Here is a 15,733-nt window from a genome sequence, read left to right on the forward strand (position 1 = left end):
GGTGCATGTTGCGCCGGGCCAGGCAGGGCATGATCGATGAGCGTCGCAAGAAGCAGCAAGAGTGCCACTGCACAAGCAGCGGGGCCCGAAATGCCACCTGTCAGTGGCGTCAAGACCGGGGCTGCGGCGATGAACCTGCCCATCCGGGGTGAGATCCAGCATTCGCTGGTGCGTCGCCTGACGCGCTTGAATCTGCAGGTCCTGTCCATTGCCATGGTGCTGAGCTTTGGTTTGATCGCCGCCATGCTCTGGCTGGGCGCCCGCGAACGGCAGGCCCACAGCGCTGAGCTCAGTGCCCAGTTGCTGGCCAACAGCTTGGCGCCCATGCTGGTGTTCGAAGATCGCGCCGCCGCCAGCGCCGAGTTGGCGGCCTTCGTCCGGCGTGGTGAGGTGCTGGAGGTGCAGGCCTTGAGTGCTGGCCGGGCGCCTTTTGTCCAGTGGTCGGCCGGCAGCGCGCGTGCGCTGGAGCGCAGCGTTCCGATCGGGCTCGATCAGGCCCAGTCCGTCCGCTTCATGCGTCTGGCCGAAGTCGAGGTCTGGGTGCCTGTGAAGCTCAAGGGTGAATGGGTCGGCAGCTTGGTCTTGCGCGAGAGCTTGCAGGAGCTGCAACTGCTGGTGCTGAAAATGGTCGGCGCGGCCGCCCTGCTGATCGCAGTCGCCATCGCCATCGCCTGGCGGGCATTGCGGCGCGTTCAACGCCGAGCATTGGCGCCCATTGTGGAGCTGTCGAGCTTGGCTGAGCAGGTGTCTGCCGATCAGGACTTCACACGTCGCGCCATCGTCCACTGGCCCGATGAGGTCGGACGACTGAGCGAACGTTTCAACCAGATGCTGCAGCGCGTGGAGACCACGCAGGCTGAACTGAATCTGCGCTTGCGCAAGGAGCAGGAGGCGGGCCAGCAATTCGAGCAACTGGCCCACCGGGATGCCCTGACCCAACTGCCCAATCGCTTGTATTTCCAGTCAGCGCTGGAGAGGCACATGGCCCTTAGCTGCCAGAACGTAGAGCTGATGGCGTTGATGTTCATTGACCTCGACAACTTCAAGACTGTCAACGACAGGCATGGTCATGAGGCCGGTGACGAGGTGCTGCGCGAGGTGGCGCGGCGCATGAGCCGGGTCTTGCGCGGCAACGATGTGTTGTGCCGCTTGGGCGGCGACGAATTCGGCCTGATCCTGCCGGCCTTGCCCAATGACGCGGCCGCCGAGCAACTGGCCGTACGCCTGATCGCCGCGGTGCGCGAGCCGCTCTATGTTGGCCAGCATCTGATGCCAGTGGGCGCCACTGTGGGGCTGGCCTTCTGCCCGACCGATGAGGTTGATCCTGCGCACTTGCTGGTCGCTGCCGATGTGGCCATGTACGAGGCCAAGCGCGCAGGGAAGAACACCTTCCGTCGAGCCAGCCATGCTGGCCTGGGCTGAGGCAGCCTTGCCTTCGGCTCCGCGTGTCAGAGCTGATGGCGCTGGTTTTTGCTCCAACACAATTGAAGCCATGGCAAGCAAGGGCTGGCGCTATCCGGACTCCTGGCTGACCTAGGTCACTGGACTCAAGTCCTGTGGCATGAGCTGGCTTTGTGTGCGGCCAGTTCGGCCCGGGCGCGGCAGATCAATCCGGAGGCCATCCTCATGCTTGTGCCCGCCTTGGGCTGGCCCTCGGCGCGCGCATGCGCTCAGACCTGGATGCCAGCCGCCTGTGCGCTCGACCAGCCCAGCACCTGCTGGACAAAACGCTGAAACTGAGCGGCGTCCCCGGTGGTCTCCAGACGCAGCGAGTGGGCTGTCGGCAACGGCTTTGCTTGTTCGCTCCAAAGCGCCGCGGCGCGCTGTGCCACCGCGGTTTCGATATTGAGCAGTTGCACGGCCGGCCCCAGGGCTTGTTGCAGCGGTCCCTGCACCAAGGGGTAATGCGTGCAGCCCATCAAGACCGTATCCACGCGTGCATCGCGCAGCGGCTGGCAGAGGCGTTCCAGCAGGGCATGCAGCTCCGGCGTGTCCAGCTGGCCGCGCTCAATCAGGTCGACCAGGCCGGGGCAGGGCTGGCTGAAGACCTCGATGCCTTCAGCATGGCGGCTGACCAAGTCCTGGTAGCGGGCGCTGGCGATGGTGGCCACGGTGGCCAGCACGCCAATTCGGCCCCGACCGGCGCTGCCGTTCACGCGTGCAAGACTGGCGGCCACGGCCGGCTTGATGCCGGGTTCGGTGCCGACGATGGGCAGATCGGGCCAGCGCTGGCGCAGGGCTGCAATCGCATGCGCCGTGGCGGTGTTGCAGGCCACCACGAGCAGGCTCGCACCCTGGTCTTGCAGGTAAGCGGCCAGGCGCAGGCTGCGTTCGGTGATGTAGTCGGCGCTGCGCGGGCCGTAGGGCGCGTGGGCGGTGTCGGCCACATAGTGCAGAGCCGTGCCGGGCATTTGCGTTTGCAAGGCACGCAGCACGGTCAGGCCGCCGACGCCAGAGTCGAACACGCCGATCACGCCCGGGGTGGTCGCTTCTGGCGCGGGGGAGGGGTTGCTGCTCGTGCTCATTGGGGGCTGCAGTCTAGCGGCAGCCCGACGCGACTCTGGCTTCATGCTTAGAATAGAACGATCGTGCTTTTTTGGCTGCATCCCCGATGTTGGCAAAGATGCCCCAACCGCCTGCGGGTGGCCCCCTTAGAATCTGATTAACGTTAACGTCAATTAGCCTTGGAGTAATCGATGAAGGTCTTGGTCCCAGTCAAACGCGTGGTCGACTACAACGTCAAGGTGCGCGTCAAGAGCGACGGCAGCGGTGTGGACACCGCCAACGTCAAGATGTCGATGAACCCCTTCGACGAGATCGCCATCGAAGAAGCCGTGCGCCTGAAGGAAAAAGGCGTGGTCACCGAGGTGATCGCGGTGTCTTGTGGTGTCACCCAGTGCCAGGAAACCCTGCGCACCGCCATGGCCATCGGCGCCGACCGCGCCATCCTGGTCGAGACCGATGCGGAATTGCAGCCCCTGGCCGTGGCCAAGATCCTCAAAGGTCTGGTCGACAAGGAACAACCCCAGCTGGTCATCCTGGGCAAGCAGGCGATTGACGACGACTGCAACCAGACCGGCCAGATGCTGGCGGCCCTGACCGGCCTGCCGCAAGGCACGTTTGCCAGCAAGGTCGAAGTGGCCGATGGCGCCGTGTCCGTCACCCGTGAAGTCGACGGTGGACTGGAAACCGTCAAGCTGAGCCTGCCGGCCGTCATCACCACCGACCTGCGCCTGAACGAGCCGCGCTACGTCACCCTGCCCAACATCATGAAGGCCAAGAAGAAGCAGCTGGACATCGTCAAGCCGGCCGATCTGGGTGTGGACGTGAGCCCGCGCATCAAGACCCTCAAGGTCGAAGAGCCGCCCAAGCGCAGCGCCGGCATCAAGGTGGCCGATGTGGCCGCCCTGGTCGACAAGCTGAAGAACGAAGCCAAGGTCATTGGCTGAACCCAGATCAGAAGAATTCGGAGAAAACACAATGACTGCTCTCGTGATTGCTGAACACGACAACGCCTCCATCAAAGGCGCAACGCTGAACACCGTGACCGCGGCATTGGCTGCCGGTGGCGACGTCCATGTGCTGGTGGCTGGTTTCAACGCCGGCGCCGCGGCCGCTGCCGCGGCCCAGATCGCTGGTGTGAGCAAGGTGCTGCACGCCGACTCCGCCGCGCTGGAAAACGGCCTGGCCGAAAACCTGGCCGCCCAGGTGCTGGCGATTGCCGGCGGCTACAGCCACATCCTGTTCCCGGCCACCGCCTCGGGCAAGAACGTCGCCCCGCGCGTGGCCGCCTTGCTGGACGTGGCGCAGCTGAGCGATGTCACCAAGGTCATCAGCGCCGACACCTTCGAGCGCCCCATCTACGCCGGCAATGCCATCGCCACCGTGCAAAGCAGCGATGCCACCAAGGTGCTGACCGTGCGCACCACCGGTTTTGACGCCGCCGCCGCCCAAGGCGGCAGCGCCGCCGTGGACACCGTGGCTGCCGCTGCCGACAGCGGCAAGAGCAGCTTCGCCGGCCGTGAAGTGACCAAGAGCGACCGCCCCGAGCTGACCGCTGCCAAGATCATCGTTTCCGGTGGCCGTGCCCTGGGTTCCAACGACAAGTTCATGGAAGTGCTGACGCCCCTGGCCGACAAGCTGGGTGCCGCCCTCGGCGCCTCGCGCGCCGCCGTGGATGCCGGTTATGCCCCGAACGACTGGCAGGTCGGCCAGACCGGCAAGATCGTCGCGCCCCAGCTCTACATTGCCTGCGGCATCAGCGGCGCGATCCAGCATCTGGCCGGCATGAAGGATTCCAAGGTGATCGTCGCGATCAACAAGGACGCCGAAGCGCCGATCTTCTCGGTGGCCGACTACGGCCTGGAAGCCGATCTGTTCACCGCCGTGCCGGAGCTGGTCAACAGCCTCTGAACCCACGCCTCGCCCCCTCTATCGAGTGAGCCCCAGGGCGCCCGACTCACGGTCGCGGCGCCCTTGTTGTATCTGAATCTGAGATCGCTGGAGACAAAATCATGACCTACCGCGCCCCTGTCAAGGACATGCTGTTCAATATGCAGGAGCTCGCCGGCCTGCAGGCCCTGACCGAGCAAATCCCTGCATTCGCCGATTTCGGCATCGACACCGCCCAGGCCGTGCTGGAAGAGTGCGCCAAGTTCAACGAGGACGTGGTCGCACCGCTGAACTGGGAGGGCGACAAGGCCCCGTCCTACTGGAAAGACGGCGAAGTTTTCACCACCACCGGCTTCAAGCAAGCTTTCAAGCAGTTCGCCGAAGGCGGCTGGCAAGGTCTGCAACACCCCGCTGATTTTGGCGGCCAGGGCCTGCCCAAGACCATCGGTGCCGCCTGCGGCGAGATGATCAACAGCGCCAATCTGAGCTTTGCGCTCTGCCCGCTGCTGACCGATGGCGCCATCGAAGCCCTGCTGACAGCAGGCTCCGACGAGCAAAAGAACACCTTCATCCCCAAGCTGATCGACGGCAGCTGGACCGGCACCATGAACCTGACCGAGCCCCAAGCCGGCTCGGACCTGGCCCAGGTGCGCACCCGTGCCGAGCCCCAAGGTGACGGCACTTACAAGATCTTCGGCACCAAGATCTTCATCACTTACGGTGAGCACGACATGGCCGAGAACATCGTCCATCTGGTGCTGGCCCGTGTGGTCGGCGCGCCGGAAGGCGTGAAGGGCATCAGCCTGTTCCTGGTGCCCAAGTTTCTGGTGAACGCCGACGGCTCCCTGGGCGCGCGCAACGACGCCCACTGCGTGTCCATCGAGCACAAGATGGGCATCAAGGCCAGCCCGACCTGCGTGCTGCAGTTCGGCGACCATGGCGGCGCCATCGGCACGTTGATCGGCGAGGAAAACCGCGGCCTCGAGTACATGTTCATCATGATGAACGCCGCCCGTTTCGGCGTCGGCGTGCAGGGCATCGCGGTGGCCGAGCGCGCCTACCAAAAGGCCGCCAGCTTCGCCCGCGATCGCGTGCAGTCGCGCCCGGTGGACGGCTCGCTGCCGGGTGCCGGCGCCATCATTCATCACCCCGATGTGCGCCGCATGCTGATGACCATGCGCGCCCTGACCGAGGGTTGCCGCGCCATGTCCAGCGTGGCAGCTGCCGCCTACGACGCGGCCCACCACCATGCCGATGCCGAGATTCGCAAGCAGAGTCAGGCCTTCTACGAATTTCTCGTGCCCTTGGTCAAGGGTTACAGCACCGAGATGAGCCTGGAGGTCACCGACCTGGGCGTGCAGGTGCACGGTGGCATGGGCTTCATTGAGGAAACCGGCGCCGCCCAGCATTACCGCGACGCCAAGATCCTGACGATTTACGAAGGCACGACCGCCATCCAGGCCAATGACCTGGTCGGCCGCAAGACCGCACGCGACGGCGGCGCCTTTGCCCGCTCCATCGCGGCCATGGTCGAGGCCACGGAAGCGCAGCTGCTGACACGCGACAGCGCCGCCGCCCGCGCGGTGCAAAAGCGCCTGACCGCGGCCCGTCTGGCCTTTGTCGATGTGGTGAACTTCATTGCTGCCAACGCCCGCAGCAACCCGAATGCGACCTACGCCGGCTCCGTGCCTTATCTGATGCTGGCTGGCAATCTGGTTGCTGGCTGGCAGCTGGCGCGATCGCTGCTGGTGGCCGAGGACAAGCTGGCCGCCGGCGAAGACGCGGCCTTCATGTCGGCCAAGATCGCCACCGCGCGCTTCTATGCCGAGCACATCCTGAGCCGTGCCGGTGGCACGCGCGATGCCATCGTCGAGGGCGCGGACAGCGTCACCGCCTTGGCACTGGACGCTTTCTGAGCGGGCGCGGAACGATGGCACTCCCTGAGATCCTGAAGCAGCTGCCGCTGCCCATCATCGGCTCGCCCCTGTTCATCATCAGCAACCCCAAGCTGGTGATCGCGCAGTGCAAGGCCGGGATCGTCGGCTCCATGCCGGCGCTCAATGCCCGGCCGGCCGAGCTGCTCGATGAATGGCTGAACGAAATCACCACCGAACTGGCGGCCTACAACCGCGCCCACCCGGACAAGCCGGCGGCGCCTTTCGCCATCAACCAGATCGTGCACAAGAGCAATGAACGGCTCGAGCACGATATGGCGGTGTGCGCCAAGTACAAGGTGCCCATCATCATCACGTCGCTGGGCGCGCGCGAGGATGTCAACCAAGCCGTGCACGCCTGGGGCGGCATCGTGCTGCACGACGTCATCAACAACAAGTTCGCCAAGAAGGCGATCGAGAAGGGCGCCGACGGCCTGATCGCCGTCGCGGCTGGTGCCGGTGGCCATGCGGGGGTGAAGAGCCCGTTCGCGCTGATCCAGGAAATCCGCGAGTGGTTCCAGGGCCCGGTGGCGCTGTCCGGCTCCATCGCCAGCGGCGACGCGGTGCTGGCCGCCCAGGCCATGGGTGCGGATCTGGCCTACATCGGCTCGGCCTTCATCGCCACCGAGGAAGCGCGCGCGGCTGAGGACTACAAGCAGATGATTGTCGACAGCAACAGCGACGACATCGTCTACAGCAACCTCTTCACCGGCGTGCACGGCAACTACCTGCGCGGCTCCATCGTCAAAGCCGGCATGGACCCGGATCACCTGCCCGAAAGCGACCCGAGTGCGATGAACTTCGGCGGTAGCTCTGGCGGCAAGGCATGGAAGGACATCTGGGGCTGCGGCCAAGGCATCGGCGCCATCCGCGCCGTGGTCCCTGCGGCCGAACTGGTGGCCCGATTGGCGAGCGAGTACCAGGCGGCACGCCAGCGATTGAGCCTGGGTTGAACTCGCATCGGCTGCTTAAGACGTGGCTGACGTAGGGGTGTGCCGGGGACCGCTTGCGGCACTGAGCGGAAGTTCGTTGGCCGGGCTAGCTCGCTACGGTGGCTCGGCCCGCCGCCGTGCTCATGGTGCCCGGGTCGGCTCTGCGAGCCGACTCCCCTCGCTGCTCACTGCGCGGCTCAGCGGCGCCAAACTCCCTCCGTTCGCTGCGCTCACTGTGGTCAAACAGTGGCGCCGAGTCAGTGCTTGAAGCGCGCGGGTACGCGCGCCTGAGCCGCTCCGCTGCGCTCTCGGCCGCGCACAAATCGCCCGTCGTCGGGCCGAGCCACCTTCGAATGTGGCGTGCTCCACCGTCGAGGGGCACATCGATCGCGATGCAAGCGCCCTGCAGTTCGGGCCGCCGCTGGGCGATTTGTGAAGGGCTGAGCAGCGCAGCGGCTCGGGGCGCGCGCGTACCCGCGCGCTTCAAGCTCTGACTTGGCGCGTCTGTCTGAACGAAACGAACGCAGTGAGTGAAGAGAGTTATGCGCCAGCCCCGAGGCGTGAGCAGCGCAAGGCAGTCGGCCCGACAGGGCCGACCCCGGAACCATGAGCCCGGCGGCGGCCCGGACTGCAGGGCCTCACGAGGGAGAACAAGAAGGCTGCTATGTGCCGATAGGTGTTGCTCGCTGCATCGCTGATTAAGCAAAAAAGCCACCTCGAGGGGTGGCTTTTTCATGATGCATGGCGTTGTTGCCTCTCTACTTCAGCGTCGTGAAGCGCGCTTCGGGTTTGTCGTCCGCGCGGTGCACGGTGTCCACATTGCTGCGCATGGCCCAGGGGCGGACTTGGTGGTGGACCGGGATGAAGAGGTACTCGTCGCGCACCCGTAGCAGCGCTTCGCGGATCATGCTGTTGCGCTTGGCCACGTCGTTCTCTGTCTTCATGGCCTGGACCAACTGGTCGATCTTGGCATCGCTGACCCGCGAATAATTGCCCTTGCCGTCCACGCCCGAGGTCTTGGTGTGGACGATGTCTTGCAGCGTGTACTGGCCGTCAAAGGTCGGCACGCCCCAGCCGTAGAGGTAGAAGGGCGATTCGTATTTCTGCAGCAGCACCGAGTGCTGTGACATGGGCTGGGCACTGAGCTTGGCCTTGACGCCGATCTTGGCCCACATGGCCACCGCGGCCTGGCAGATTTCTTCGTCGTTGACGTAGCGATCATTCGGGCAGTTCAGCGGCACCTCGAAGCCATCGGCATAGCCGGCTTCGGCCAGCAGTTTCTTGGCTTTCTCAATGTCGGCCTTGAGCGGCTGGTCGATGTCGGGCGTGTGACCGTTGACGCCGGGCGCCACCATGATGGCAGCCGGTACCGACAGCCCGCGCATCAGGCTGCGGCGGATCGCTTCGCGGTCGATGGCCAGGTTCAGGGCTTCGCGCACGCGGCGGTCTTTGAAGGGGTTCTTGCCCTTGATGTTGGAGCCTCGCAGCTCGTCGCTGCTCTCGTCCATGGCGAAGAAGACGGTGCGATTCTCGGGGCCGTCCAGGACCTTGAGCTTGGGGTCGGCCTTGAGCTTGGCGACGTCTTGGGTGGGCAGGTCGGTCAGCAGGTCGACGTCGCCGGAGAGCAGGGCGGCCACGCGGGTGGCATCGCTCTTGATTGGCAAATAGCTGATCTCGGTGACATTGCCCTTGTTCGTGTCCCACCAGTCCTTGTTGGCCACCATGCTGATGCGTTGGTCGGGCTGCCACGCAGTGATGCGGTAGGGGCCAGTGCCCATGGCATTGCGCGAAGCAAAGGTGTCTTCCTTGGCCTTGTAGTCCTGCGGGTTGACCGACTTGTTCTTCTCCGCCCACGCCTTGCTCATGATGCGGAAGTTGGTCAGGTTGCGCAGTAGCACCGGGTTGGGGCCGTCGAGCAGCAGGTCGACGGTGTGGTCGTCGATCTTCTTCGCCTCCTTGATGCCGCTGACGAAGATCTGCATATTGGCCTGCGGCTGGCGAATGCGAGCCAGGGAAAAGACCACATCGTCCGCCGTGAAGGGCGTGCCGTCATGGAACTTGACGCCGCGGCGCAGTTCGAAGCGGATCTGCGTCGGGCTGATCTGCGTCCACTTGCTGGCCAGGGAGGGCTCGGGCTGGAATTTCTCGTTGTAGCGGGTCAGGCCTTCGTAGGCATAACCGGTGATGTTGGTGGTGGTCGAGTGGTTCTGCGAATGTGGGTCCAGAGTCTGGATGTCATTCTGGGCGGCCCAGCGCAGCGGTGCGGCCTGGGTGGCGTTATGCAGACTCATCAGGCCGCTGAAGGCCATGGCCAGGGTCAGGGCGGAACTGCCGAACAGCGCCGAGGTGCTGCGCTGGATCAGAGGCTTGTATGCGTGCTTCAAGGAATACTCCTGTCGAGTTTCGAGCGCGGCCCACACGGGATGGCGGTGGGCCGGTTTCAGCGCGCATGCTAGCCCTGCTGTTTGGGCTTTTTCGTAGTGGCTTGCCCGGATGTCGGGGCGCTCTGGGCTTCGAGATCGGCATCGCAACCGATGCCTGCGGCGATCCAACGCCGGCAAAGCCGTGCCAGCAGTCGGTTGCGGCGGCTGGCCGCATCGTGTGCCCAGGGGCGAACAGCGCCCAGATGGCGCCAGGGCGTGCTCAACATGCCGCAGACATAGCGCTGCGTTTCAGCGCACCAGCGCAGCGCGTCGCAGCGCCCCACACGACGTCGGCTGATCAGCATGCCGACCGGGCAGGGCTCGCTCAGGCAGCACAGCCCGCAGCCATTGCAGGGCTGCCCCAACGCCGGCTTGGGCGGCGCTTCGGGGTGGATCTCGATGATGGAGGGGCCGGGCATGGCGCGATTGTGGCGCCGCCCGGTCTCAGGCCTTGACGCCCAGTTCGCGCAGGCGCTCCTGCAGATAGCTGTGGGCGGTGTACCGCTCGCTCAGCACCACCTCGTTGCGCGGATGTAGGAACAGGGGCAGGGAGATGCGGCTCTTCTTGGCGCCGTCGCCCGTGGGGTTGACCACGCGGTGCTGGGTCGAGGGGTAGTAGCCGCGTGAAGCTTCCTGCAGCATGTCGCCGATATTGATGATCAGCATGCCGAAGTCGCAGGGCACATCGATCCAGTTGCCGTTCATGTCTTGCACCTGCAGGCCCGGCTCGTTGGCTGCGGGCAGGATGGTCAGCAGATTGATGTCGCCATGGGCCGCGGCGCGGATTGAACCGGCCGGTTCTTGGCCAGTCAGGGGCGGGTAGCGCAGCACACGCAGCAGGGTTTGCTGGCTGTCCTGGATCATGTGCGAGAGCGGTTCGCTGTAGCGCTGGGCAATCTCTGGCGGCGTGTAGCGCTCCACCCAGCCCAACAGTTCCTGCGCCAGGGTGTTGGCCTGGGCGTAGTAGGTGTCGGCATCGGCCTTCAGTGAGGCCGGCACACGACCCCAGGGGTAGATATGGAAATACTCCTTGATGTCCTTCTGGCTTGCGCCTTTGGCCGTCTCGGAAATTTCGGTCGAGAAATAGCCGTCCTGCTTTTCCTTGGAAAAGGCGAATTGGTGTTTTTCTTCGGTGTTGAAGAAGGCCAGCCAATCGGCGTAGATCTTCTCGACCAGCGTTTGCTGGATGGGGTGGTTGACCAGCACACCGAAACCAGTTTCGTGCAGGGAACGAGTGAAGGCTTCGGCCGCATCGGCCGCCTGGTAGTCAACGACGCGAACTTGCATGGGATCTCCTGAACTTTGTCCCGACGCCGTGCCATTCAATCGCGGGGCCGCGGCGCGCAGGGTTGAGTCTAGCGCCAATCGAGAATGATTCGCAAACGTTTGCTTTTCGAGCATAGCCGTGTGTTGCCAACGGCTGCCGGGTTTCTTGTGAAAGCGGGGAAGGGCAAGCGTTCGCTGCGGGCGAGCGAAATCCGTGCACAAAGCCTCAACTTCGGCGTGGGGTGGCCGATACAGCCGAAGGTCTGCGAGCTTGGCGGTTGCGGTAACTCCCGCGTAATTCGGGGGTGGAAGGAAATCAAGGGTGTTAAAGTCGCGCCCTTGAGACTTCAGGTCCTTCCCGTCCCTTTTCCTGGCAACAGCGAAGGTGGGTCGCAATCCGCCAACCGGTCGAGCCGTGTCGCGGAAGGTTTATCAACCAGCCAAATCCCTGGAAGCCGGGGCTAGAGGTGAGCGAAGATGATGCAGCAATACAGGTCCAATTCATACCTGTTCGGGGGCAATGCGCCCTATGTCGAAGAGATGTACGAGGCTTACCTCGACAACCCGGGCTCCGTGCCTGACAACTGGCGTGCGTACTTTGACGCGCTACAGCATGTGCCCGCCACCGATGGCGGCGAAGGACGCGATGTTCCGCATGCGCCGGTGATCGAATCCTTCGCTCAGCGCGCCAAGGCCAACGCCTTTGCCGCCAAGGCCTCGAGCGCCGATCTGGCCGTTGCGCACAAGCAAGTGCATGTGCAGAGCCTGATCGCCGCTTACCGTTTTCTGGGCAACCGCTGGGCCGAGCTCGACCCGCTCAAGCGCGCAGAGCGCCCCAAGATTCCCGAACTCGATCCGGCGTTCTACGACCTGACCGAGTCCGATATGGACATCAGCTTCTCGGCCTCCAACACCTACTTTGGTGGCGAGACGATGAGCCTGCGTCAAATCGTGCAGGCGCTGCGCGAAACCTACTGCAGTTCGGTCGGTTCCGAGTTCATGCACTGCACCGATCCCGGCGAAAAGCGCTGGTGGCAAGAGCGCCTGGAGAAGGCCCGCGGCAAGCCGACTTTCACCGCCGAAGAAAAGCGCCACATCCTGGATCGCCTGACGGCGGCCGAAGGCTTGGAGCGCTATCTGCACACCAAGTACGTGGGCCAGAAACGCTTCTCGCTGGAAGGTGGGGAAAGCTTCATCGCCGCCATGGACGAGCTGATCCAGCGCGCCGGTCAGCGTGGCGTGCAGGAAATCGTGATCGGCATGGCCCACCGCGGTCGTCTGAACGTGCTGGTCAATACGCTGGGCAAGATGCCCGCCGACCTGTTCGCCGAGTTCGAGCACAAGGCGGCCGAAGACCTGCCGGCTGGTGACGTGAAGTACCACCAAGGCTTCAGCTCCGATGTGAGCACCAAGGGCGGTCCGGTCCACCTGTCGCTGTCCTTCAACCCTTCGCACCTGGAAATCGTCAATCCGGTGGTCGAGGGCAGCGTGCGTGCCCGCCAGGAGCGCCGTGGTGACAAGAACGGCAGTCAAGTCTTGCCGGTGCTGGTGCACGGCGATGCGGCCTTCGGTGGTCAGGGCGTGGTGCAGGAAACCTTGTGCATGGCCCAGACCCGTGGCTACGGCACCGGCGGCACGGTGCACATCGTCATCAACAACCAGATCGGTTTCACGACCAGCGATCCGCGTGACCTGCGTTCCACGGCCTATTGCACCGACGTCGTCAAGATGATCGAAGCGCCGGTGCTGCACGTCAACGGCGACGATCCGGAAGCGGTGGTGTGGGCCATGCAACTGGCCATGGACTACCGCGCTGAGTTCCGCAAGGACGTGGTGCTGGACATCGTCTGCTACCGCAAGCTGGGCCACAACGAGCAGGACACCCCCTCGCTGACCCAGCCCTTGATGTACAAAAAGATCGCGGTCCACCCGGGTACCCGCAAGGTCTACGCCGACAAGCTGGCCGCACAGAACGTGGTCGATGCTGCCGGTGCTGATCAGATGGTGAAGGCCTACCGTGCCGCCATGGACGAAGGCCGCCACACCGTGGATCCGGTGCTGACCAACTTCAAGAGCAAGTACGCCACCGACTGGTCACCTTTCCTCGGCAAGAAGTGGACCGACAGCTGCGATACCGCCTTGCCGGTGTCCGAGTGGAAACGCTTGGCTGACAAGCTGACCACGTTGCCCAAGGACCTGGTCGCTCACAACTTGGTGCAGAAGCTCTATGCCGATCGCGCGGCCATGGGCCGGGGTGAGATCAATGTGGACTGGGGCATGGGCGAGAGCATGGCCTTCGCCTCCCTGGTGGCCAGCGGCTACCCGATCCGCCTGTCGGGCGAAGACGCGGGCCGCGGCACATTCACCCACCGCCACTCGGTCATTCACGACCAGAACCGCAGCAACTGGGATGAGGGTGCCTACATCCCGCTGCAGAACGTGGCCGAAGGACAAGCTCCTTTCGTGGTGATCGACTCCATCCTCAGCGAAGAGGCGGTCTTGGGCTTCGAGTACGGCTATGCCGCCGCCGAGCCCAACTCGCTGACGATCTGGGAAGCTCAGTTTGGCGACTTCGTCAACGGCGCCCAGGTGGTGATCGACCAGTTCATCGCCTCCGGTGAAGTGAAGTGGGGCCGGGCCAACGGCTTGGTGATGATGCTGCCGCACGGCTATGAAGGCCAAGGCCCCGAGCACAGCTCTGCGCGCCTGGAGCGCTTCATGCAGCTGGCCGCGGACAACAATATGCAGATCGTCCAGCCGACCACGGCCAGTCAGATCTTCCACGTCCTGCGTCGTCAGATGCTGCGCATGTTCCGCAAGCCTTTGGTGATCATGACGCCGAAGTCCTTGCTGCGCGCCAAAGATGCGACTTCCGAGCTGAGTGAATTCACCAAGGGTGAGTTCCGCACGGTGATTGGTGAGCAGTCTGCGTCGATCAGTGCCGACAAGGTCAAGCGCGTGATCGTCTGCTCGGGCAAGGTCTATTACGACCTGGTGCGCAAGCGCGAGGAAAAGAAGTCCACCGACGTGGCCATCATCCGCGTCGAGCAGCTCTACCCCTTCCCGCACAAGGCCTTCGCCGCCGAGATCAAGAAGTATCCCGGTGCGACCGAGTTGGTCTGGTGCCAGGACGAGCCCCAGAACCAAGGCGCCTGGTTCTTCGTGCAGCACTATGTGCACGAGAACATGGCTGACGGTCAGAAGCTGGGCTATGCGGGTCGTCCCGCCTCGGCCTCGCCGGCTTGTGGCTATGCGCACTTGCATCAGGAGCAACAGAAGTCCCTGCTGGATCAGGCCTTCGGCAAGCTCAAGGGTTTCATCCTCACCAAGTAAGAAGGGCCGAGCGGGCGTCTGCCAAGACAGCGCCCGCTTTTTGCCGCCCTTGATGTTGTTGTTGATGCCGCCGCAAGACGGCGCCTCAGCTCCGCGAACACGTTGAAAGAATACAGATCATGGCAATCGTTGAAGTCAAAGTCCCCCAGCTGTCCGAATCCGTCGCCGAAGGCACACTGCTGACCTGGAAGAAGAAGCCCGGTGAAGCCGTCGCCATCGATGAAATCTTGGTGGAAATCGAGACCGACAAAGTCGTGCTCGAAGTGCCCGCGCCGAGCGCCGGTGTGATGGCCCAGATCGTCAAGAACGACGGTGAGAGCGTGGTCAGCGAAGAGGTCATCGCCCGCATCGACACCGATGGCACGGCACAAGTCAGCCCGCTGGAAGTGAAGGCCGTGGTGGCCGCCGCTGCTCCGGCTGCTGCTGCCCCGGCCGCCGCCACCGGCGGTGCCAAGGGTGATGTGGCCATGCCGGCCGCCGCCAAGATCCTGGCCGAGAAGGGCCTGTCGGCCACCGATGTGGCCGGCTCCGGCAAGGACGGCCGCGTGACCAAGGGCGACGCCCTGGCCGCTGGCGCCAAGCCCGCCGCTGTGGCCGCTCCGGTGTCCGTGGCCGCCGCTCCGTCTGTGGCCAAGCCGCTGCCGGCCGTGGCTGCACCGGCTGCCCTGAATTTGGGCGATCGCCCCGAGCAGCGTGTGCCCATGACCCGTCTGCGCGCCCGCGTGGCCGAGCGTTTGCTGCAATCGCAATCGACCAACGCCATCCTGACCACGTTCAACGAAGTGAACATGGCGCCCGTGATGGAGATGCGCAAGAAGTTCCAAGAAAAGTTCGAGAAGGAGCACGGCGTCAAGCTGGGCTTCATGAGCTTCTTCGTCAAGGCCGCGGTTGCCGCCCTGAAGAAGTACCCGGTGCTGAACGCCTCGGTCGATGGCAATGACATCGTTTACCACGGCTACTTCGACATCGGCATCGCTGTCGGTTCGCCGCGGGGCTTGGTGGTGCCCATCATCCGCAATGCCGACCAGCTGAGCTTTGCCGACATCGAGAAGAAGATTGCCGAGTTCGGCCAGAAGGCCAAGGAAGGCAAGATCTCGCTGGACGACCTGACCGGCGGTACCTTCTCGATCTCCAACGGCGGCACCTTCGGCTCCATGCTGTCGACCCCCATCATCAACCCGCCTCAGTCGGCCATCCTGGGCGTGCATGCGACCAAGGACCGCGCCGTCGTTGAAAACGGTCAAGTGGTGGTGCGCCCGATCAACTATCTGGCCATGTCGTATGACCACCGCATCATTGACGGCCGCGAAGCGGTGCTGGGCTTGGTGACCATGAAGGAAGCCCTCGAGGATCCTGCCCGTCTGTTGTTCGACATCTGAGCCTAGGGCTACTGCGCGGCTTCATGGCGGCGTTGCGGGGCCCGTCCTCGGCATCCTCACGTAGCGCCGCTACG

The 15,733-nt window shown here is 64.1% G+C and carries 11 protein-coding genes; 7 read left to right on the forward strand and 4 right to left on the reverse strand.

Features of this window, described 5'->3' with window-relative positions; all coding sequences use genetic code 11:
• Positions 1–90: 90 nt before the first annotated feature.
• Positions 91–1,422, forward strand: a complete 1,332-nt coding sequence (locus ACQY39_RS10885) for a diguanylate cyclase domain-containing protein (protein ID WP_428506108.1) — start codon at positions 91–93, stop codon at positions 1,420–1,422.
• Positions 1,423–1,670: 248 nt separating this feature from the next.
• Here the strand turns inward: ACQY39_RS10885 and murI are convergent, their stop codons facing one another.
• Entirely contained in the window at positions 1,671–2,525 is an 855-nt protein-coding gene (gene murI, locus ACQY39_RS10890; protein ID WP_428506110.1) for a glutamate racemase, read from the reverse strand.
• A gap of 171 nt (positions 2,526–2,696) precedes the next feature.
• On the opposite strand from murI, the gene ACQY39_RS10895 reads away from it, so the two are divergent.
• The 4 genes from ACQY39_RS10895 to ACQY39_RS10910 all read left to right on the forward strand — a co-directional run bounded on the left by ACQY39_RS10895 (position 2,697) and on the right by ACQY39_RS10910 (position 7,279).
• Positions 2,697–3,449 carry an electron transfer flavoprotein subunit beta/FixA family protein gene (locus tag ACQY39_RS10895; RefSeq protein WP_428506112.1) on the forward strand — a complete coding sequence of 251 codons (753 nt, stop codon included), beginning with the start codon at positions 2,697–2,699 and terminating at the stop codon, positions 3,447–3,449.
• Between the two features lie 31 nt (positions 3,450–3,480).
• Positions 3,481–4,413: an electron transfer flavoprotein subunit alpha/FixB family protein gene (locus ACQY39_RS10900; protein ID WP_428506114.1), complete on the forward strand. Its 933-nt coding sequence runs from the start codon at positions 3,481–3,483 to the stop codon at positions 4,411–4,413.
• Between the two features lie 101 nt (positions 4,414–4,514).
• The gene (locus tag ACQY39_RS10905; RefSeq protein ID WP_428506116.1) at positions 4,515–6,308 is read left to right on the forward strand and encodes an acyl-CoA dehydrogenase; all 1,794 of its coding nucleotides are present in this window, start codon (positions 4,515–4,517) and stop codon (positions 6,306–6,308) included.
• Between the two features lie 14 nt (positions 6,309–6,322).
• A complete protein-coding gene (locus ACQY39_RS10910; protein ID WP_428506118.1) occupies positions 6,323–7,279 on the forward strand; it encodes an NAD(P)H-dependent flavin oxidoreductase in 957 nt (318 codons plus the stop codon).
• 737 nt (positions 7,280–8,016) lie between these two features.
• Here ACQY39_RS10910 and ACQY39_RS10915 read toward each other — a convergent pair.
• The 3 genes from ACQY39_RS10915 to ACQY39_RS10925 all read right to left on the reverse strand — a co-directional run bounded on the left by ACQY39_RS10915 (position 8,017) and on the right by ACQY39_RS10925 (position 10,968).
• Positions 8,017–9,567 carry an ABC transporter substrate-binding protein gene (locus ACQY39_RS10915; protein ID WP_428510784.1) on the reverse strand — a complete coding sequence of 517 codons (1,551 nt, stop codon included), beginning with the start codon at positions 9,565–9,567 and terminating at the stop codon, positions 8,017–8,019.
• Between the two features lie 143 nt (positions 9,568–9,710).
• Positions 9,711–10,100, reverse strand: a complete 390-nt coding sequence (locus ACQY39_RS10920; RefSeq protein ID WP_428506120.1) for a hypothetical protein — start codon at positions 10,098–10,100, stop codon at positions 9,711–9,713.
• A gap of 25 nt (positions 10,101–10,125) precedes the next feature.
• A complete protein-coding gene (locus ACQY39_RS10925) occupies positions 10,126–10,968 on the reverse strand; it encodes an isopenicillin N synthase family dioxygenase (protein WP_428506122.1) in 843 nt (280 codons plus the stop codon).
• A gap of 456 nt (positions 10,969–11,424) precedes the next feature.
• On the opposite strand from ACQY39_RS10925, the gene ACQY39_RS10930 reads away from it, so the two are divergent.
• Both ACQY39_RS10930 and odhB read left to right on the forward strand, forming a co-directional pair.
• Positions 11,425–14,280 (forward strand): 2-oxoglutarate dehydrogenase E1 component, encoded by a 2,856-nt coding sequence (locus tag ACQY39_RS10930; RefSeq protein WP_428506124.1) that lies wholly within the window; start codon positions 11,425–11,427, stop codon positions 14,278–14,280.
• A 119-nt stretch (positions 14,281–14,399) separates the two neighbouring features.
• Positions 14,400–15,659 (forward strand): 2-oxoglutarate dehydrogenase complex dihydrolipoyllysine-residue succinyltransferase, encoded by a 1,260-nt coding sequence (odhB, locus tag ACQY39_RS10935; protein ID WP_428506126.1) that lies wholly within the window; start codon positions 14,400–14,402, stop codon positions 15,657–15,659.
• The last annotated feature ends 74 nt before the right edge of the window (positions 15,660–15,733 follow it).

It is taken from the genome of Roseateles sp., assembly GCF_965262435.1.
GTDB lineage: Bacteria > Pseudomonadota > Gammaproteobacteria > Burkholderiales > Burkholderiaceae_C > Paucibacter_A.

Excerpts from the sequence above, each read along its gene's own strand:
- ACQY39_RS10885 (WP_428506108.1), top strand. The coding sequence starts at position 91 with ATGCCACCTGTCAGTGGCGTCAAGACCGGGGCTGCGGCGATGAACCTG.
- murI (WP_428506110.1), bottom strand. The coding sequence starts at position 2,525 with ATGAGCACGAGCAGCAACCCCTCCCCCGCGCCAGAAGCGACCACCCCG.
- ACQY39_RS10895 (WP_428506112.1), top strand. The coding sequence starts at position 2,697 with ATGAAGGTCTTGGTCCCAGTCAAACGCGTGGTCGACTACAACGTCAAG.
- ACQY39_RS10900 (WP_428506114.1), top strand. The coding sequence starts at position 3,481 with ATGACTGCTCTCGTGATTGCTGAACACGACAACGCCTCCATCAAAGGC.
- ACQY39_RS10905 (WP_428506116.1), top strand. The coding sequence starts at position 4,515 with ATGACCTACCGCGCCCCTGTCAAGGACATGCTGTTCAATATGCAGGAG.
- ACQY39_RS10910 (WP_428506118.1), top strand. The coding sequence starts at position 6,323 with ATGGCACTCCCTGAGATCCTGAAGCAGCTGCCGCTGCCCATCATCGGC.
- ACQY39_RS10915 (WP_428510784.1), bottom strand. The coding sequence starts at position 9,567 with ATGGCCTTCAGCGGCCTGATGAGTCTGCATAACGCCACCCAGGCCGCA.
- ACQY39_RS10920 (WP_428506120.1), bottom strand. The coding sequence starts at position 10,100 with ATGCCCGGCCCCTCCATCATCGAGATCCACCCCGAAGCGCCGCCCAAG.
- ACQY39_RS10925 (WP_428506122.1), bottom strand. The coding sequence starts at position 10,968 with ATGCAAGTTCGCGTCGTTGACTACCAGGCGGCCGATGCGGCCGAAGCC.
- ACQY39_RS10930 (WP_428506124.1), top strand. The coding sequence starts at position 11,425 with ATGATGCAGCAATACAGGTCCAATTCATACCTGTTCGGGGGCAATGCG.
- odhB (WP_428506126.1), top strand. The coding sequence starts at position 14,400 with ATGGCAATCGTTGAAGTCAAAGTCCCCCAGCTGTCCGAATCCGTCGCC.